15 protein-coding genes and 2 tRNA genes are annotated in these 17,274 nt (G+C 60.3%); 13 read left to right on the forward strand and 4 right to left on the reverse strand.

Translation table 11 applies throughout. The features are described 5' to 3' along the window. Positions 1-2: 2 nt before the first annotated feature. Positions 3-89, reverse strand: a tRNA-Leu gene (locus ACXAG1_RS03770). A 250-nt stretch (positions 90-339) separates the two neighbouring features. On the opposite strand from ACXAG1_RS03770, the gene ppc reads away from it, so the two are divergent. Then, positions 340-2,997, forward strand: a complete 2,658-nt coding sequence (gene ppc, locus ACXAG1_RS03775; RefSeq protein ID WP_475091526.1) for a phosphoenolpyruvate carboxylase — start codon at positions 340-342, stop codon at positions 2,995-2,997. 244 nt (positions 2,998-3,241) lie between these two features. On the opposite strand, the gene ACXAG1_RS03780 is transcribed toward ppc, so the two are convergent. After that, positions 3,242-3,328, reverse strand: a tRNA-Leu gene (locus ACXAG1_RS03780). Positions 3,329-3,691: 363 nt separating this feature from the next. Between ACXAG1_RS03780 and rnr the strand changes: the two genes are divergently transcribed. The 11 genes from rnr to dnaB all read left to right on the forward strand — a co-directional run bounded on the left by rnr (position 3,692) and on the right by dnaB (position 15,242). Next, positions 3,692-6,616, forward strand: coding sequence for a ribonuclease R (rnr, locus tag ACXAG1_RS03785; protein WP_475118970.1), 2,925 nt, complete (start codon positions 3,692-3,694; stop codon positions 6,614-6,616). 3 nt (positions 6,617-6,619) lie between these two features. Beyond that, a complete protein-coding gene (rlmB, locus tag ACXAG1_RS03790) occupies positions 6,620-7,375 on the forward strand; it encodes a 23S rRNA (guanosine(2251)-2'-O)-methyltransferase RlmB (RefSeq protein WP_475091529.1) in 756 nt (251 codons plus the stop codon). Positions 7,376-7,712: 337 nt separating this feature from the next. Further along, positions 7,713-8,309, forward strand: coding sequence for an RNA polymerase sigma factor (locus ACXAG1_RS03795; protein WP_475118971.1), 597 nt, complete (start codon positions 7,713-7,715; stop codon positions 8,307-8,309). A gap of 23 nt (positions 8,310-8,332) precedes the next feature. Then, entirely contained in the window at positions 8,333-8,920 is a 588-nt protein-coding gene (locus tag ACXAG1_RS03800) for a hypothetical protein (protein ID WP_475118972.1), read from the forward strand. A gap of 45 nt (positions 8,921-8,965) precedes the next feature. Then, positions 8,966-9,646: a hypothetical protein gene (locus tag ACXAG1_RS03805; protein WP_475118973.1), complete on the forward strand. Its 681-nt coding sequence runs from the start codon at positions 8,966-8,968 to the stop codon at positions 9,644-9,646. Positions 9,647-9,753: 107 nt separating this feature from the next. Further along, positions 9,754-11,082: a tetratricopeptide repeat protein gene (locus ACXAG1_RS03810; RefSeq protein ID WP_475118974.1), complete on the forward strand. Its 1,329-nt coding sequence runs from the start codon at positions 9,754-9,756 to the stop codon at positions 11,080-11,082. Between the two features lie 449 nt (positions 11,083-11,531). Further along, positions 11,532-11,981, forward strand: a complete 450-nt coding sequence (gene rpsF, locus ACXAG1_RS03815) for a 30S ribosomal protein S6 (protein WP_475091535.1) — start codon at positions 11,532-11,534, stop codon at positions 11,979-11,981. A gap of 12 nt (positions 11,982-11,993) precedes the next feature. Next, a complete protein-coding gene (gene rpsR, locus ACXAG1_RS03820; protein WP_066960629.1) occupies positions 11,994-12,224 on the forward strand; it encodes a 30S ribosomal protein S18 in 231 nt (76 codons plus the stop codon). Positions 12,225-12,262: 38 nt separating this feature from the next. Next, positions 12,263-13,111: a YybS family protein gene (locus tag ACXAG1_RS03825; RefSeq protein ID WP_475118975.1), complete on the forward strand. Its 849-nt coding sequence runs from the start codon at positions 12,263-12,265 to the stop codon at positions 13,109-13,111. A 34-nt stretch (positions 13,112-13,145) separates the two neighbouring features. Further along, positions 13,146-13,592, forward strand: a complete 447-nt coding sequence (gene rplI / locus ACXAG1_RS03830; protein ID WP_475118976.1) for a 50S ribosomal protein L9 — start codon at positions 13,146-13,148, stop codon at positions 13,590-13,592. A gap of 204 nt (positions 13,593-13,796) precedes the next feature. Continuing rightward, positions 13,797-15,242, forward strand: a complete 1,446-nt coding sequence (gene dnaB / locus ACXAG1_RS03835) for a replicative DNA helicase (RefSeq protein ID WP_475118978.1) — start codon at positions 13,797-13,799, stop codon at positions 15,240-15,242. 23 nt (positions 15,243-15,265) lie between these two features. Here dnaB and ACXAG1_RS03840 read toward each other — a convergent pair whose 3' ends face one another. Together ACXAG1_RS03840 and ACXAG1_RS03845 are read right to left on the reverse strand one after the other, a co-directional pair. Continuing rightward, on the reverse strand, positions 15,266-15,448 hold the full coding sequence (locus tag ACXAG1_RS03840; RefSeq protein ID WP_475091539.1) for a hypothetical protein: 183 nt from the start codon (positions 15,446-15,448) through the stop codon (positions 15,266-15,268). Positions 15,449-15,582: 134 nt separating this feature from the next. Continuing rightward, positions 15,583-16,074, reverse strand: a complete 492-nt coding sequence (locus ACXAG1_RS03845; RefSeq protein WP_475091540.1) for a L,D-transpeptidase family protein — start codon at positions 16,072-16,074, stop codon at positions 15,583-15,585. A 373-nt stretch (positions 16,075-16,447) separates the two neighbouring features. Here ACXAG1_RS03845 and bioD point away from each other — a divergent pair, with 373 nt between their 5' ends. After that, positions 16,448-17,149, forward strand: a complete 702-nt coding sequence (gene bioD / locus ACXAG1_RS03850) for a dethiobiotin synthase (RefSeq protein WP_475118979.1) — start codon at positions 16,448-16,450, stop codon at positions 17,147-17,149. The last annotated feature ends 125 nt before the right edge of the window (positions 17,150-17,274 follow it).

Below are 17,274 nucleotides of genomic sequence, written 5' to 3' on the forward strand. Positions count from 1 at the left end.
GATGGTGCCCAGGAGAAGACTTGAACTTCCACGACCGTAAGGCCACTAGCACCTGAAGCTAGCGCGTCTACCAATTCCGCCACCTGGGCAAGCAGCGCAGTGCGCTGTTGAGGTTGCGCACTATAGCCATTTCCTGCGGGGTGTCAATTGTCCTGTGTGACCGGTAAATCCGCATCGGGTATTCCTGCCTCGAATTCTGTTGGCGGCCACGGAGCAGGCTTGTTTTTCAGGGGTTGATTTTGTAGTTTTTTTACAAGAATTCGATAGCGGGCATCAAAATCGGGCCGGAAATATGTGAGAATGCATCCGATAAGTAATCCGGTAGGGGAGAATAAATCCGTGGATCAAGATCAGAATGCACCCTTGAGGGAAGATGTTCGCCTGTTGGGCGAGGAGCTTGGAAGCGTGTTGCGCGGCCAGGCCGGCGATGCATTATTCGATACTGTGGAGACCATTCGCCAGGTTGCGGTCGAGAGCCGCAGTCACGGCGAGATGCCTGTAGGTAAACTACGGGAGCTGCTGGATCCTCTGGATGACGAGACTCTGCTCGAAGTGGCGCGGGCCTTCAGCCAGTTCCTAAATCTGGCCAATATTGCCGACCTACGCCACCGCGAGCGCCTGCGCCGCCAGCACGAGCGCTTTCCCGGCGACCCGGATACCGACCGCGGTCTGCGCCAGGTGTTGGAAGAGCTGAAAAAGGCCAACGTGGACCCGGAGCAGATTCGCCAGGTGTTGTCCGACCTGTCCGTGGAGCTGGTGCTCACCGCCCACCCCACAGAAGTTACCCGCCGCACCCTGATCCGCAAATACGATCAGATGGCGGACCTGCTGACCGGTCTCGACCGCCCCGACTGCACCCCGGAAGAGGCCGAGCGCCTGCGCCGCCTGCTGCGTGAGCAGATTCTGTCCGCCTGGTGCACTGATGAAATCCGCCGCGAGCGCCCGACCCCGGTCGATGAGGCCAAGTGGGGTTTCGCCACCATCGAACAGTCCCTGTGGGAAGCGGTTCCCCAGGGCATGCGCGAGATTGAAAACGAGCTGGCTCTGGCTGGCCTGGAGCCGCTGCCGGCGGACTGGGTGCCGATCCGCTTTGCCTCCTGGATGGGTGGCGACCGCGATGGCAACCCCAATGTCACTGCCAAGGTGACCCGTCAGGTGCTGACCCTGGCCCGCTGGATGGCCGCCGACCTGTATCTGCGGGATGTGGAAAACCTGCTTGCCGATCTGTCCATGCACCGCGCCAGCGACGAACTGCTGGCCCGCACCGGAGATAGCCAGGAGCCCTACCGGCTGATTCTGCGCGAGGTGCGCGACCGTCTGCGCAACACCCGCGCGCTGATGGAGGCTCGCGTAAATGGGGCATCCGAGCCGCAGGGTGAGGTCTACACCACCAGCGGCGAGTTGTATCAGGAATTGAGCCTGATCGATCGCTCCCTGCGCGAAGTCGGTCTTGCCGCCATCGCCGATGGCCAGCTGAAAGACACCCTGCGCCGCCTCAACGGCTTCGGTATTACCCTGCTCAAACTGGACGTGCGCCAGGAGTCCACCCGTCACGCCATGGTGATCGACGCCATCACCCGCTTCCTGGATCTGGGCAGCTACGCCGAATGGGGTGAGAAGGTAAAGCAGAAATTCCTGCTGGCGGAGTTGGAAAGCCGCCGCCCGCTGATCAACGGCGCCTTCTATCGCAGCGAATTCTGTACCGACGAAGTGCGCGAAGTGCTGGATACCTGCAAGGTGATCGCCGAGCAGGGTCCGGAAGGTCTCGGCGCCTATGTCATTTCCATGGCCCGCACGTCTTCAGACGTACTAGCGGTCATGCTGCTGCAGAAAATTGCCGGTGTGCAGGACCCCATGCGCGTGGTGCCGCTGTTCGAGACCCTGGATGACCTGAACAACGCCTTCGACACCATGAGCGCGCTGCTGGAGATTCCTTTCTACCGCGAGCGGGTCAAGGGTGGCCAGGAAGTGATGATCGGTTACTCCGATTCCGCCAAGGACGCCGGCTTCCTGGGTGCGGCCTGGGCACAGTTCCGTGCTCAGGAAGCGCTGACTGGAATCTTTAAAGAGCACGGTATTCCGTTGACCCTGTTCCACGGTCGCGGCGGTTCCATTTCCCGCGGTGGCTCGCCCACCCGCATGGCGCTGATGTCCCAGCCGCCGGGATCCGTGGCCGGCCGCATTCGCGTGACCGAGCAGGGTGAGATGATCCGCTTCAAATACGGCCGCCCGTCCGTGGCCGCCTACAATCTGGAGCAGTACATCGCCGCCACCCTGGAGGCGACCCTGTTGCCACCGGCGGAGCCGCGTCCGGAGTGGCGCGCGGAAATGGATCGCCTGACCCAGGCCTCCGTACGCGCCTACCGCGAAGTGGTGCGCGACGACCCGGCGCTGGTTTCCTACCTGCGCACCGTGACCCCGGAAACCGAGCTGAGCCGCCTGGCCCTCGGCAGCCGCCCCGCGCGCCGCAAGCCCGGCGGTGGTGTGGAAACCCTGCGCGCCATTCCGTGGGTATTCGCCTGGACCCAGATGCGCCTGATGCTTCCCGCCTGGCTGGGCACCGGCGCTGCATTGGAGACCGGCCTGGAAAATGCTCCCGACACTCTGCGCGCCATGAGTGAGCAGTGGCCTTTCTTCCAGACCGTGGTAGATATGCTGGAAATGGTATTGGCCAAATCCGATCCCCGCGTCGCCCTGTGGTACGAAGAGCGCCTCACCGACGATGCCGAACTGCAGCGCCTGGGCGTCGAACTGCGCAGCCGCCTCGCTCGCACCGTTGCCGCGCTGAGCGAGCTCACCGGCCGCGAAAGCTTGCTGGATAACAACCCGGTCATGCGCTGGTCCATCCGCGTGCGCGATCCTTATACCGATCCGCTGCACCTGCTGCAGGCGGAACTGATGGCGCGTCTGCGCACCCGTGAGGAAGATCCGGTGCTGGAAAGCGCTCTGATGGTGACGATTGCGGGTATTGCGGCGGGTATGCGGAATACGGGGTAAGCTTTCGGTCTTGCCTGGTGGCGGTGTCGCTACCGGGCACAGCCTTGCGAGACACGCCGTGCACCCATCCCTGGGGGCTCTGCAAAAACATCCATGTTTTTGAAGGTCTCGCAAGGCTGTGCCCGGCATCGCCACCTTCGCCCGTGCAGCAGCGTATTTCCCAACCTTAATTGGGTCGCCGTTCGTGTAGTCGGGGGGAAACAAAAAGGGGCCGACTCTTGCGAGTCGGCCCCTTTTTTAAAGATGGTGCCCAGGAGAAGACTTGAACTTCCACGACCGTAAGGCCACTAGCACCTGAAGCTAGCGCGTCTACCAATTCCGCCACCTGGGCAATTCAACGGTGTGCTCCGTTGAGGACGCGCACTATAGTGATTCCCCTCGGGGGTGTCAACGCTTTTTATGGCCTCTCTGTTGCCAAAATTTGTCAGCCAATCAACGGCTTGCGCGTCTTTTCCGCGCATTTCCTGGGTGGAAAGCACAAATCAACGCGGGAATTGGGCTTCAAATCGCTTATACTCGCGGCAATGTGCAACATTTCCAGTGGCCCACGCCACTTTTTGGCACTCGCCACTCCAATCGCCCGCCCCAGCTTTCCCCAACCCAAAGAGCTCGGGCCCGACCGTTGCACCCATTCACACCCCCTGCGCCGGATGAATCCCGGGGCTGCGCGGACCGCGCGGTCAATCGCAGAACAATGGAAGCAGTTTTGACGCAAGAAAAAGACAATCCCTCCGCAATGGAAAATGACCCTCACGCCCAGCGCGAGGCGGAGAAGTACGAAAAACCCGTTCCCAGCCGCGAGTTTCTGCTCGACGTGCTGGAGCAGCAGCCGGGCCCAGTGGCCTGGGAAGCAGTGGCGGACCTTCTGTCCATCGACGACGAAGACCGTCGCGAGGGCGTGCGCCGCCGCCTGATCGCCATGAGCCGCGACGGCCAGATTGCCAGCAATCGCGACGGCGATTTCGGCGTGCTCGACAAGATGAGCCTGGTACGCGGGCGCGTGATCGGTCACCGCGATGGCTTCGGCTTTGTATCCCCCGGCGATGGCAGCGACGACCTGTTCCTGTCCCACCGCCAGATGCGCAAGGTCTTCGACGGCGACGAGGTGCTGGTGCGGGAAACCCCCGGCGGTTTCCGCGGCAAGCGCGAAGGCGCGGTGGTGCGGGTGATCAAGCACAATACCCAGCAACTGGCCGGGCGGATTTACCGCGAAGACGGCATTTGCTTTGTGCGCCCGGACAACCCCCGCCTGACCCTCGACGTGCTTGTGCCGGAAGGCAAGTGTGCTGACGCCCAGAGCGGCCAGTATGTAGTGGTGGATATCACCACCCAGCCCGGCCGCAACAACCTGCCCCAGGGCGAAGTGGCGGAAGTGCTCGGCGACCACCTGGCGCCGGGGATGGAAATCGACGTTGCCATTCGCAATTACGGTATCCCCCACACCTGGCCCGCGGCAGTGCTCGCGCAAGTCGATGGCATTGCCGACGAGGTGCTGGAAGAAGACAAGACCGCGCGTATTGACCTGCGCCAGCTGCCGCTGGTCACCATTGATGGGGAAGATGCGCGGGACTTTGACGATGCGGTGTATTGCGAGGTGCAGCCGGATGGCAACTGGAAGCTGTTGGTAGCCATCGCCGACGTATCCCACTACGTACAGGTCAACACACCCCTGGATGTGGAAGCGCACCAGCGCGGCAATTCCGTATATTTCCCGGATTTTGTTGTGCCCATGCTGCCGGAAAAACTCTCCAATGGCCTCTGCTCCCTGAACCCGGAAGTGGATCGCCTGTGCATGGTGTGCGAAATGCACATCGACCAGTCCGGCACCATCCAGAGCTACCAGTTCCTGGAAGGCGTGATGCGCAGCCACGCGCGCTTCACCTACACCCAGGTCGGTGAAATCGTTGCGGAGCGGGACGATCGCAACAGCGGCATCCGCAAACAGTTTGCCGCGCTGACTCCGCATATCGACAATCTGCACGATCTGTACACCGCCCTGCGCGGTGCCCGCGATCGCCGCGGCGCTATCGATTTTGAGACCACCGAAACCCGAATCATTTTTGACGCCACGCGTAAGATCGAGCGCATTGTGCCGGTGCAGCGCAACGACGCGCACAAGATGATCGAGGAGTGCATGCTCGCCGCCAACGTGTGTGCGGCGGAGCTGATGGAACTGGCAGAGCTTCCGGCCCTGTACCGGGTGCACGATGTTCCCAAGACCGAGCGTTTGGAAAACCTGCGCGAATACCTGGGAGAGCTGGGGCTGCGCCTCGAAGGCGGCAGCGAACCGCAGCCGAGTGATTACCAGGTGCTGCTTTCACAGGTGGATGGACGCCCGGATTTCCACATTATCCAGACCATGCTGCTGCGTTCGATGAACCAGGCGGTGTACCAGCCGGAAAACCGCGGTCACTTCGGCCTGGATTACCGCGCCTATGCACACTTCACCTCGCCGATTCGACGTTACCCGGACCTGTTGTTGCACCGCGGCCTGCGCTGGCTGATCCGCAATGGCAGTGCCAATCCGCCGGCGGTAGTGAAAAAGGTGCGCCAGGCACCTGGCGCCCACGCGCTGGAGCGGGAAGAAATCCTGCCCTACAGCACCGTCGCCATGGTGGAGCTGGGCGAACACTGCTCCATGACCGAGCGCCGCGCCGACGACGCCACCCGCGATGTAACGAGCTGGCTCAAGTGTGAATATCTGCAGGATCACGTGGGCGAGGTCTATCGCGGCGTGATCAGCGCGGTGACCGGCTTTGGCCTTTTTGTGGAGCTGGACGACCTCTACGTGGAAGGCCTGATTCACGTCACTGCCCTGCCCAAGGATTACTACCAGTTCGAACAGGCCCAGCAGCGTCTGGTCGGCGAGCGCAGCGGCACCCGCTTCCATCTCGGTGACGGTGTTACCGTACACGTGGCGCGGGTCGATCTGGAAGAGCGCAAGGTGGATTTCTCCTTTGTGGAGTTGCACCCGCGCCCCAGTTACCAGACACCAAAGTACAGAAAGCCTAAAGCGGATAAGAAGGCCGACAAAAAGGCCGAAAAGAAATCCGCCGTCAAAGGCGACAGCAAGATTGAGAAGAAAGCAATGAGTGCCAGCAGTACCGAGCACAGCGCCCCCGCAACCAAGAAAGACAAGGTTGCGAAAAAATCCCGCGCCGGTGAGGAGTCGACCCAGGTCAGCGGTCGCGCCATGGAAATGGCGGTGGAATTCCAGCAGGAGCGCAAGCGCCGCGGCAAGTCCGATTTCAGTTCGGAAGAACAGAAGACCAATCCCTGGGGCGCCGGTCTGAAGAAAAAAGCCGCCGAAGGTGGAGCAGATGAGCCGCGCCCTATTCGCAAGCGCAAGGTCGGCAGCGATACCGCGGAAGTGGTTCCTCCGTCGGAAGAGATTGTGAGCGAAGCGGAAGGCGCAAACCCCATCACCGAAGAAGATGCGCCGAAAAAGCGCCGGCCAAAAAAGACCCCGCCGAGAAAAGGCGGCAAGCGCCCGGCAGTAGCTGCACGCAAGGCCGCGCAGAAGGCGGATAAAGCAGAAGCCAAAAACCGCGCGGCGAAAAAGGCGGCGAAGAAAAAGCTCAAGAAAAAACTGGCGAAAAAGCCCGGTGGGAAGAAATAATCGGTGACACAACAATTGGTATACGGCCTGCACGCGGTGCAGGCACTGCTGAAAAGCTCGCCCCAGCAGGTACAGGAACTGCTGTTGCTGCGCGGGCGTCGCGATCAGAAATTACAGAAGATCATCCGCCAGGCGGAGCAGAATGAAATTGTCATTCGCTACGTCGACCGCAAGGCCCTGGATGAAAAAATAGGTGACGACGGCAACCATCAGGGCGCGGTGGCCATCTGTGTGGGCGACACCAAAGTCTACGATGAGCAGTTTCTCAAATCGCTGCTGAAAGAATTGGATGAGAAAGGGGAAGCTCCGTTTCTGCTGATTCTCGACGGCGTGACCGATCCGCACAACCTTGGCGCCTGTCTGCGCTCCGCGGAAGCCGCCGGTGTACACGCAGTGATTGCTCCCAAGGACAAGGCCGCCGGCCTCACACCCATCGCACGCAAGGTCGCCTGTGGCGCCGCCGAAGTGCTGCCATTTATCACCGTTACCAATCTGGCCCGCTGCCTGCAGATGCTGCAGCAGGCCGGTGTCTGGCTTTATGGTGCGGCGGGAGAGGCAGAGCAGGACCTCTATCAAACCTCCCTCACCGGTCCGCTGGCCCTGGTAATGGGGGCCGAAGGCCCGGGTCTGCGGAGACTGACCCGGGAGAATTGCGATCACCTGATCAAAATCCCCATGGCCGGCGAAGTGAGCAGCCTAAATGTCTCGGTGGCCACCGGCGTATGTCTATTTGAAGCGGTGCGTCAGCGCACCGGTTGATCCGCTCTTAGAAATGCCAACAGCAAGCCGGCCGGAATTTCCGCCCGGCTTTTTTTGCGCCTGTATTTTCTCGCAGCCTGCTGAATTCCCGCTCTCTCCGTGCCACTTCTGTCCGCCGAAAAAAGATTGGCAGGCCACTTCCTGTATTCAGCGTTATTTGAGACCTGTGCCACGCCCAGCCAGTCATCCCGCTTGCCTGCAGCTGCTTTAATTTTTTCTGACTTTTCGTTTTTTAATTTTTTTCGTTCTGGCGGGAACCTTTTGGCTTTCCGCTTCGTGTAAGAGTGCACAAGCCGGCAAATGGCAGTCGCCGGCTCCGGGGCAAGGGAGTGCGGTAGTGAAGGCCTGGTTTCTGAATCGACAGCGCGCGCGGGAAGATCGCTTTGTCGCGCTGGTGTTTCCCCATCTGCGTCAGCTGCATCGCGTGGCGTATCGCCTGAGCGGTTGTGCGCAGGAAGCGGAAGATCTGGTGCAGGACCTGATGCTCGGGCTGTTGCCTCGGCTGGATGAATTGGACGCGGTTGAGAAGCTGGGTCCCTGGCTGGCAAAAGTACTGTACCGCAAATACGTGGATCAGTACCGCCGCCGCTGCGCGTCTCCGATCGATGAACGGGTGCGCTTGTATCAGGACGATGATGAAGGCGAGGTGCTGGGAATCCACACCGTCGCCTCTTCCGGGCCCTGCGATTTCACCCGCCTGGATTTGCAGCGCAGCCTGACTGTGGCGCTGTCCGCACTGCCGGAAGGCTGGCGGGATGTGGTGGTGCTGCACGATGTCGAGGGATATACCGCCGAAGAGGTTGCTGAAATCCTCACGCTGCAGGCCGGCACGGTGAAGTCGCGGTTGCACCGGGCGCGCAAAAAATTGCGCCTGCTGCTGGGAGACTTTTCGCCGAGTAATGAAGAAGTCGGTTTAAAGACGACGCGGGTGTAAGTCTCAGGACTCAGGAGTGAATCATGGACACAAAACTATCCAGTACAAAGCTATCCAATGAGCAATTGCGGCGTGCCCTCCGTGAATTGCCGGTTCCGGATCCCGGAAAGGATTTTGAGTCGCGGATGCTCGCTCGTGTGCAGACAGAAGATAAACCGCAGGCAGTGGCGCAAAATCGAATCATGCTGCCCGCCGCCATGGCCGCAAGCCTGCTGCTCGGCTTATGGCTGGCGCCACTACTGACCAATACTGACCGGCCTGCGGAAATAACAGCGGAAGTTTCCGAGGCTATTGAGCCCGCCGCAATCCGGCCGCTGCATGTACGCCTAGACAGCCCCGCTGCACTGGAAGGCGCAACCATCCGCGTACTGCTGCCGGCGAATACCCGTATCCAGGGATATGCCGATGTAAATCAGCTGGAGTGGCAGGCGGATATTTCTGCCGGTGCCAACCAGATTACTTTGCCACTGCAGGTAAATTCCGCACCCGGGCAGGAGCCTGTTGGGCAACTGACCGTAGAAGTGGAGTACCGCGGGGCGAGAAAAACCCTGCGCTACGCGATACCGCCGGCGACTCAGGGACCGGCCAATCAACCCATGACACAACTCTGATCTTAATTTTTCATCCATTCTCTTGTTCGATTGAGGTAAAGGACTATGTCAAAGATTCAATCTGGTGCCAGCAACCCCCTGTTCAACAAAAAGCTACTGTGCGCGGCCATTTTCACAGCTTGTCTGCCGCTCTCTTCTGTCGGCTGGGCGCAACAGGACATGGCAACCGAGGCAGATCTGCAGGCGGCTGCGGACGCCGCGGAAATGGCTGACCTGGATATCACCCTGCAGGTAGTAGAAGACGCCGAGAGCGCCCAGGATCTGCTCAACAATATCGAGCTGCCAGAAGAGGTACGTGAGATCGCCGAGCAGAAGCTGGCGGCCGCCCTGGCGGCGATAAAAGCCATGCGCGAAGCGCAGCCGGGCAGCGCCGCACTCAATGGCGAGGGCGCAGCAAGTAGCGAGGCGATGCTGGCAGAAATAGCTGAACGCCGCGGGGAGCTGATGGCCAATGCGCAGAACTCGGCGCTGGCCGCCAATGAACAGGCGCAGCAGGCGGTGGAGTCTGCCCGCGAGGCGGTGGAAGAGGCGCTGAAGAATGGGCTCACCAATGCGGAAATGCAGGGCATGATCGAGCAGATGATGCAGGATATTCTCGGCGCCCTGCCCGAGGAGGCGCGCGGCAGTATGGGAGACAGCATGGGGGATGTGGATGCCCTGCTGGACTCTCTGCGGGGCAATGTTGCCAGTGACGCGAGTGATGCCGCAGAGGGCACCGGGGGATAAAGGGTCGTTACCAAAACAGGCCCGGGCGCGCAGGATGCGACCCGGGCCGATGCTATTTGACGAGGCAAAAACTCCCCCCGCAGGGAAGTCAGGTAACGAGGCAGGGAATGCGCAACTTTATCCAACTGTTTTTTCTTATCACCGCACTGATCGCGGTTTCAATATTCGGCCCGGCGCGGCTGGCCGCCGAAGAGCTGCCGTCGGCCACCGGCGCCTTCAAGCGCGGCGATTATCCGCAGGCGCTGACGCTGTTCCGGCAGGCGGAGCGGGGTGGGGACGACAGCGCCAAGTTGAAATTCAACCTGGGTGTCACCCTGTTCAAACTGGGCCGCTATTCGGAAGCGTCTGACTATTTCTGGCAGCTGGTGCCAGAGCCGCAATGGCGCGACCTGGCGGAATACAATCTGGGGCTGGTGGCGCAGCGCCAGGGCGACCAGATGCTGGCAGCGAAGTATTTTCGCCGAGTGAGTGAGCGTGCCGGCTCGCCAAAGTTACAGCGACTGGCGGCTCTGCAGTTGGGCAGCCCGGTTGCCGAGCCCGCCGCCCAATCGCGCCCCTGGTTGGCCATGGCCAGTATCAATGGCGGTCAGGACGGTAATCCCTATGCAGTAAAAACGGAGTTACTGGGTGACGACGCGGTGGGAGAGGACAGCTTCTTCGAGCTGTTCGGCTGGGGGCAGTATCGTCTGGCCGGGACGGAGGACGATGGCTGGCGCCTGCAGGGGTACGGCTTCACCCGTCGTTACAGCGAGCTGGACAGTCTGAACCTGGGCAGTCTCAGCACCTCGTTGATTCGCGACCTGCGCCGGAATGGCTGGGGCCTGGAGGCGGGCAGTGGCGTTGAGCGGGTGACTTTGGGTGGTGAGCGGGTCAGCCAGCAGTTGCAATTGATCGCCCGCGCGAATCGGGATTTCGGCGCGACCAGCGTGCAGTTGTCGTATATCCCGGCCTACTACGCCGGTGGTGAGAACTACAGCTATCTGGACGGCTGGCGCCAGCGCTTTTCTGCCCGCGCGCGTCGCGAGATCTCTGTTGCAGGTTGGGGCGCCGATTGGGGTGCCTACTACCTGTACGACACCAACGACCGCGAGGATCTGCAGCAGGCGGCAGAGGATTACTACAGCTACTCCCCGGTACGGCACGCTTTTGGCAGCGATGTGCGCTGGCGCTTTCTGAGCCGCTGGGAACTGCGCGCGGGAATCGAGTACCGCTACAGCGTGTATGACGGGCTAAACCGCGTGGTAGACGACAGTGGCAATGTGCTGGAGTACGAGCGGGAGTCCGATCGCATCAAAACCTGGGTGTCCACCCGCTACCGCCTGACCCCGCGCTTCAGTCTCGATGGCAAGCTGATGAGTATCGACAATCAGGAAAACCGGGAACTGTACGATTACGACAAGACTGAGTTAAGCCTTGGAGTCAGTTACGTGTTCTGATCAGGCGGAAGTAGCCGCGGGCGGTTAGCGCGCTTAAAGGCGCTTAAGAGGAGTGCAAAAAAATGGAGGGGCCCTGGAGCCCCTCTACGGTGTTATCCCGTTTGTTATTCTTCGGTCCCTGGAGATTATTGTTATTGTTTCTGGGTATCAGTTCAGGGTCTGGCTTCTTAGTTGTTTTTGCGACCTATGCCTGTATGACGCCTCCGGGCACATTCCCCTCAATGTAAATTTCAAAATAATTCCGCGGCTCCAATGTGGTGACTGGCTGGTCTGCACAGCCGGGTACCCCGTGCACTGTTCAACTTGCAACCAGTTTGCGGGGCGCATAGAATACGCCGCCCGCAATAGCCCCATCCGGGCTGCTGTTGCGTACTCCTTGCCTCACTGGGCGGCGGCGGTTGTTTTACCGCGGCAAGCCGGGAGGCTGTGTTAACCCGTAAGGAGCTAAAATGCGTCATTACGAAATTGTATTCCTGGTTCACCCGGACCAGAGCGAGCAGGTCGCCGGCATGGTCGAGCGTTACACTGCGACCATCAAAGAAAGCGGTGGCGACGTTCACCGTCTGGAAGACTGGGGCCGCCGCCGTCTGGCTTACCCGATCAACAAGATCCACAAGGCGCACTACATTCTGATGAATGTTGAGTGTACTGAAGAAGCGCTGGCCGAACTGACCACCAACTTCAAGTACAACGACGCCGTGCTGCGCAATCTGGTGATCCGCGAAGACGAAGCCATCACCGAAGAAAGCCCGATCATGAAGGCTGAGAAAGAGTCCCGCGAGCGCAAAGCTGCGCGCGCAGAACGCTCTGAGCGTCGCGAGCGCGCCGACCGTGAAGATTCTTCTTCCGAAGGCGCCGAGGAAGCCAAGTCTTCCGACACCACTGAAGACGAAGAGTAAGGGGATAGTCAGATGGCACGTTTTTTCCGTCGTCGTAAGTTCTGCCGTTTCACCGCCGAAGGCACCAAGCGTATCGATTACAAAGATCTCGATACCCTGAAAGCCTACGTTTCTGAAACTGGCAAAATCGTACCGAGCCGTATCACTGGCACCAAAGCCAAGTATCAGCGTCAGCTGGCCACCGCGGTCAAGCGCGCGCGTTACATTGCGCTGCTGCCGTACACGGACAGCCACGAAGCCTAAGTGCTTCGTACGGTTTGTTGTAAAAGAGAAGCTATCTAGTGCGCGCTATCGCTGAATTTGCCATGCGATCGCGCGTGCGCGCGGTGATCCTCACCCTGGTGGGTATCCCGTTGATCAGCCCCGCAGTGCTTGCGCTGGTGGGGTTACGCCGCGGCAATGGCGACGGCCTGTTTGTTCTGGCCTGGGCGCTGTTGCCGATTGTGGCCGCCGCCGGTGCCGGCTATATGTCGCCACTGATGGCCGGTATGGCCATCACCCACTTTGTGGGGGTGCTGGCCGGCGCAATGGTGTTGCGAACTGCCCGCACATGGAGTTGGGCGCTGGTGGCACTGACCGCAGTGACGGCAGCGGGCATCCTGGTTACCTCACAGGTGACCGGGGGGGTGCTGGGGAATCTGATCGCCGCGGTCAACGAGGCCGCTGGCGGCGCCAGTACCCCGGAGGCCCAGCAGCTGAGCAAAGCATTTGCCAGTGAAGCGCAGGCCACCGGATACCTGACCTGGGTATCGGTGATCAGCGCCATGCTGTCGCTGTTGCTCGGTCGCTGGTGGCAGGCGCTGCTGTACAACCCCGGCGGTTTGCGGGAAGAGATGCACGGGCTGCGAATGCCCCTGCCGATCGCCGCAGCCGGTATGCTGTTGTGGATTTACTGCCTGGTCAGCGAACACTTTGTGTTCTGGGGTGCGGTTGCTGCTTTCCCCATCATGGTGGCGGGCATCTGCCTGATCCACTGGCTGGTAGCCCAGAGAGGCTGGGGGCGCGGTCCACTGGTCGCCATGTACGTCATGTTGGTGATCGCGGCACTGCCACTGGCCGGTTTCCTGTGTGGACTGGCACTGATCGATAGCTGGATTGATATTCGCGCGCGCTCAAGCAATAAACGCTGAGCGGCGCACATGAACTGAAACTGAGGGTTCCGAGATGGAAGTTATTCTGCTCGACAAAGTAGGCAAACTGGGTAACGTGGGTGACCGCGTTGAAGTAAAAGCCGGTTTCGGCCGCAACTTCCTGCTGCCTACCGGTAAAGCGGTGCTGGCCAACGCAGCAAACGTTGCTGAGTTCGAAGCCAAGCGCGCTGAACTGGAAGCAGCGGCCGCTGCGAAAGTAAGCGAAGCTGAAAGCCGCGCGACCAAGCTGGCTGACCTGGTTGTGACCATCGCCGCCAACGCTGGCGACGAAGGCAAACTGTTCGGCTCTATCGGCACGCGCGACATCGCCGACGCGATCACCGCTGCTGGCGTTGCCGTTGAAAAAGCGGAAGTGAAGCTGCCGGAAGGCGCGCTGCGCGAAGTGGGCGAGTACGACGTAGACGTACAGCTGCACGCCGACGTGATCAGCACCGTTAAGGTTGTTGTAGAGGCCGAATAAGCTTCTGCTAACGCTGAAACGCCTAGCGCGCTGGGGTGGAAATGGGATTGCCCGTTTCCGGCCCAGGCGCGCTACAATCAGGCGCTGGATTTTCCCCGTCGATCATTCGGTCGATGCGGAGGGTCCAGCGCCTGATTTGTTTTTAGCCCGGTAAAAGGTCTTGGTCTGCGAGACCTGCCCGGGCCATCGAATATAAAGCCGAAGATGAACGAATACGCTCCCCACGAAGACGAAGCCCAGGAAACCTCTGCCAGCTCGCCACTGCCGCACTCGGTCGAGGCGGAGCAGTCGGTGCTGGGCGGCCTGATGCTGGATGCCAGCCGCCTGGATGCGGTGGCGGAGCAGCTGAGTGCGGAAGATTTCTTCGTCGCCAGCCACCGGGTCATCTTCGGTGTCATGCTGGAGACCTCCGGTGGCGAGCAGCCACTGGATATCGTCACCCTCGCCGAAGGCCTCGCCACCCGCGACCTGCTGGCGGAAGTGGGTGGCCCGGCGTATCTCGCCGAACTCGCGGAAAATACCCCCTCTGCTGCGAACATCGTCGCCTACGCCAAGATCGTGCGCGAGCGCTCCATGCTGCGCCAGTTGATCGCTGCCGCCGGCGAAATCAGTCGCACCAGCTTCAACCCTGGTGGTCTCGGCTCCGCAGACCTGCTGCAAATGGCCGAGCGCCGGGTGGCGGAAATCGCCGAGGGCCGCGCCAAAGAGGGCGGTTTTGTTGGTGTCGACACGCTGCTGAAAAAGACCGTCGAGCGCATCGATGAGCTGTTCAAGTCGGAGGGCGACCTCACCGGCCTCAGCTCCGGGCTGACCGAGCTGGATCAGCGTACCTCCGGCTGGCAGCCCGGTGAACTCATCATCCTCGCCGCCCGTCCTTCCATGGGGAAGACCGCTCTGGCGCTGAACTTCGTCGAAGCGGCCATGTTGAGCCAGGACAAACCGACCCTGGTGTTCAGTATGGAGATGCCGTCGGACAGTCTGGTGATGCGGATGCTGTCGTCCATCGGCAAGATCGATCAGGGGCGTATCCGGAACGGTAAGCTGCAGGAAGAGGACTGGCCGAAGCTGTCGAGCGCGGTACAGAAGATGAAGGGCAAGGGGCTGTATATCGACGATACCCCGGGTCTTTCGCCTTCAGAGGTGCGCGCGCGGGTTAAGCGCACGGTGCGCGACCACACCAACAAGTTGATGCAGGCGGACCCGAAGCTGTCTCGCGAGGAGGCAGAGCGCAAGGCGATGCCGGCGATGGTGATGGTGGATTACCTGCAGTTGATGCAGGTGAAGGGCAGTACTGAGGGGCGTACTCAGGAGATCTCGGAGATTTCCCGCTCTTTGAAGGCGTTGGCGAAGGAATACGAGTGCCCGGTGATTGCGCTGTCGCAGTTGAATCGTGGTGTGGAGCAGCGTCCGAACAAGCGGCCGATGAACTCGGACCTGCGGGAATCCGGGGCGATCGAGCAGGATGCGGATGTGATTCTGTTTATTTACCGGGATGAGTATTACAACGAGGACAGCCCGGATAAGGGCTTGGCGGAGCTGATTATCGGTAAGCAGCGGAACGGTGAGATCGGTACCTGCCGGGCGGCGTTCGTGGGTAAGTACACGCGCTTTGATGATCTGGCGCCGGAGTATTATCAGGAAGAGCATTGAGACTGAACATCGAGCCACAGAGGTCAAAAGTTAAAGGTGAATTGCTGGGTGCGGGTTTTCAGGATCGTCACAAACAGGATGTTTGTGCCGAAGCGCCCAGGGATGGGTTCACAGCGGTCCTGAAAACCCGCACCCAGTGATTCGCCGCCACAGTGGTGGTCCGGAGCACTGATCTCCAACGCGGTGGCGGCCGTGCGCTGGGGCAAGTTTTTCGAATCGCTGCGAGTACATCCATGTACGCTCCGGCGCCGCCATCCATGGCGACGACGGTTCGAAAAACTTGCCCCAGCCCCCGGCCTTCGATTCTGATTCTTGTACTTCGAATTTGTCGGCGCGGGCGTTACGGAAAAATCTCGATCGGCGTACCGGTATCCACCATCGCCCAGATTTCGTCCATCTGCGGGTTGGTTACCGCAATACAGCCATCGGTCCAGTTCATGCGGGTGAGGTAGTCTTCGATACCTTTCCAGTGCGGCTTCTGGCCGTGGATCATGATGGAGCCACCGGGGCTGCGGCCCAGCTTTTTCGCTCGTGCGCGGTCTTGCGCGTTGGGGTAGGACACCTGGATAGCACGGTAGTAGGTGCTGTTCTTCTTTTTCCAGTTCAGGGTGTAGCGGCCTTCCGGGGTGCGGGAGTCGCCTTCGTACTGTTTGTGCCCTACGGGGTTTTTACCAAACACCACCTTGTAGCTTTTCACAACCTTGCCGTTGCGCTTTAGCTGCATCAGGTGTTTGGACTTGTAGACCACCACTTCATCCACAGGCTTGATCTTGGCGACGGCCAGGGTGGGGATCAGGAGTAAGGCAATCAGGCTCAATTTCAGGTATCGCATGGCTCTCGTCGGTATAAATGGCATTCGTTTGTTATGTCATTCCGGGGCTGTAAATCAGCTTCCGTACTTTCGCACTTCCACATCCCTGCTGTTTGCGGGGAGACTCGGCGTGTGGGCGGGGGAATTCCGCCGCTGGCTGAGCAATGTGGTTGCGCGGTGCGACTTGGTGGCGCAATAGCGTCATGACAGCGCTGTCCTAGACTGTCACCCCATGCCAGAGGCGGGGGTCTTCGTTAGGCAATTATCCTAACCCCAACCATGTTTGGCGAAGTGGGTTGTACGATTACTGCTCTACGTGGTCAATTTATCAGCAAGTAGATCATGTTTAAAGGGGCGTCAACATAAAAGATTTCTATAAGAGAGGTAAGTTTCCGTGACCCGTACGTTTTTTGTGACTGGTACCAATACTGAAGTCGGAAAGACCTATACCTGCGCCGCGCTGCTGCACGCGGCTGCCGCACAGGGGCTGAAAACGGCAGCGGTAAAGCCGGTGGCGTCTGGCTGCGAGCAGACCACTGACGGGCTGCGCAACAGCGATGCGCTGACGCTGATGGAGGCGATGACCGAGGATTTACCCTACGAGCAGGTGAACCCCATCGCACTGGAGCCGGCAGTTGCCCCGCATATTGCGGCAATGGAAGCGGGGCGGCGCCTGGACGTGTCGCGTCTTGTGGGCATCTGTCGCGGGGTAATGAGTACTAAAACCGACCTGGTGTTGATCGAGGGCGCGGGGGGCTGGCGTGTGCCATTGGCGCCGCGCCAGTTCCTTTCCGACCTCCCGCGGGAGCTGGAGTTGCCAGTGGTCATGGTGGTCAGTATGGAGCTGGGGTGCATCAATCATGCGCTGCTGACCGCCGAAGCGATCCACCGCGACGGCCTGCAACTGGCGGGCTGGGTGGCCAATTTTGTGCGTGCTCCCAAGTCCGAAATGCCCCGGGCGGAGGAGAACCTGATGACCCTCGGCGCCATCCTGCCCGCCCCCTGCCTGGGTGTGCTCGACTATGACGAATCCGGCGACTACCGCAATGGCGCCACCCACCTCGACCTCTCTCCGCTGCTATCTTCTTCCAACTGATCCCCTGTGAGCCGCCTCCTGTTGTAGGCAGGCGGTGACCGAATGCAACAAGCCGGACCGATCGTTCGGCTTGACTTGGGGTGCGCTTGGCTCTAGATTTCAAACGCGTGTTTGAAACATGCATT

This window comes from Microbulbifer sp. ABE4_465, from assembly GCF_056160765.1.

What these genes read in the sequence shown, in the direction of transcription:
- rpsF (WP_475091535.1), top strand. Translation starts at nt 11,532, where the DNA reads ATGCGTCATTACGAAATTGTATTCCTGGTTCACCCGGACCAGAGCGAG.
- ACXAG1_RS03810 (WP_475118974.1), top strand. Translation starts at nt 9,754, where the DNA reads ATGCGCAACTTTATCCAACTGTTTTTTCTTATCACCGCACTGATCGCG.
- ACXAG1_RS03845 (WP_475091540.1), bottom strand. Translation starts at nt 16,074, where the DNA reads ATGCGATACCTGAAATTGAGCCTGATTGCCTTACTCCTGATCCCCACC.
- rpsR (WP_066960629.1), top strand. Translation starts at nt 11,994, where the DNA reads ATGGCACGTTTTTTCCGTCGTCGTAAGTTCTGCCGTTTCACCGCCGAA.
- ACXAG1_RS03800 (WP_475118972.1), top strand. Translation starts at nt 8,333, where the DNA reads ATGGACACAAAACTATCCAGTACAAAGCTATCCAATGAGCAATTGCGG.
- dnaB (WP_475118978.1), top strand. Translation starts at nt 13,797, where the DNA reads ATGAACGAATACGCTCCCCACGAAGACGAAGCCCAGGAAACCTCTGCC.
- rplI (WP_475118976.1), top strand. Translation starts at nt 13,146, where the DNA reads ATGGAAGTTATTCTGCTCGACAAAGTAGGCAAACTGGGTAACGTGGGT.
- rnr (WP_475118970.1), top strand. Translation starts at nt 3,692, where the DNA reads ATGGAAGCAGTTTTGACGCAAGAAAAAGACAATCCCTCCGCAATGGAA.
- ACXAG1_RS03805 (WP_475118973.1), top strand. Translation starts at nt 8,966, where the DNA reads ATGTCAAAGATTCAATCTGGTGCCAGCAACCCCCTGTTCAACAAAAAG.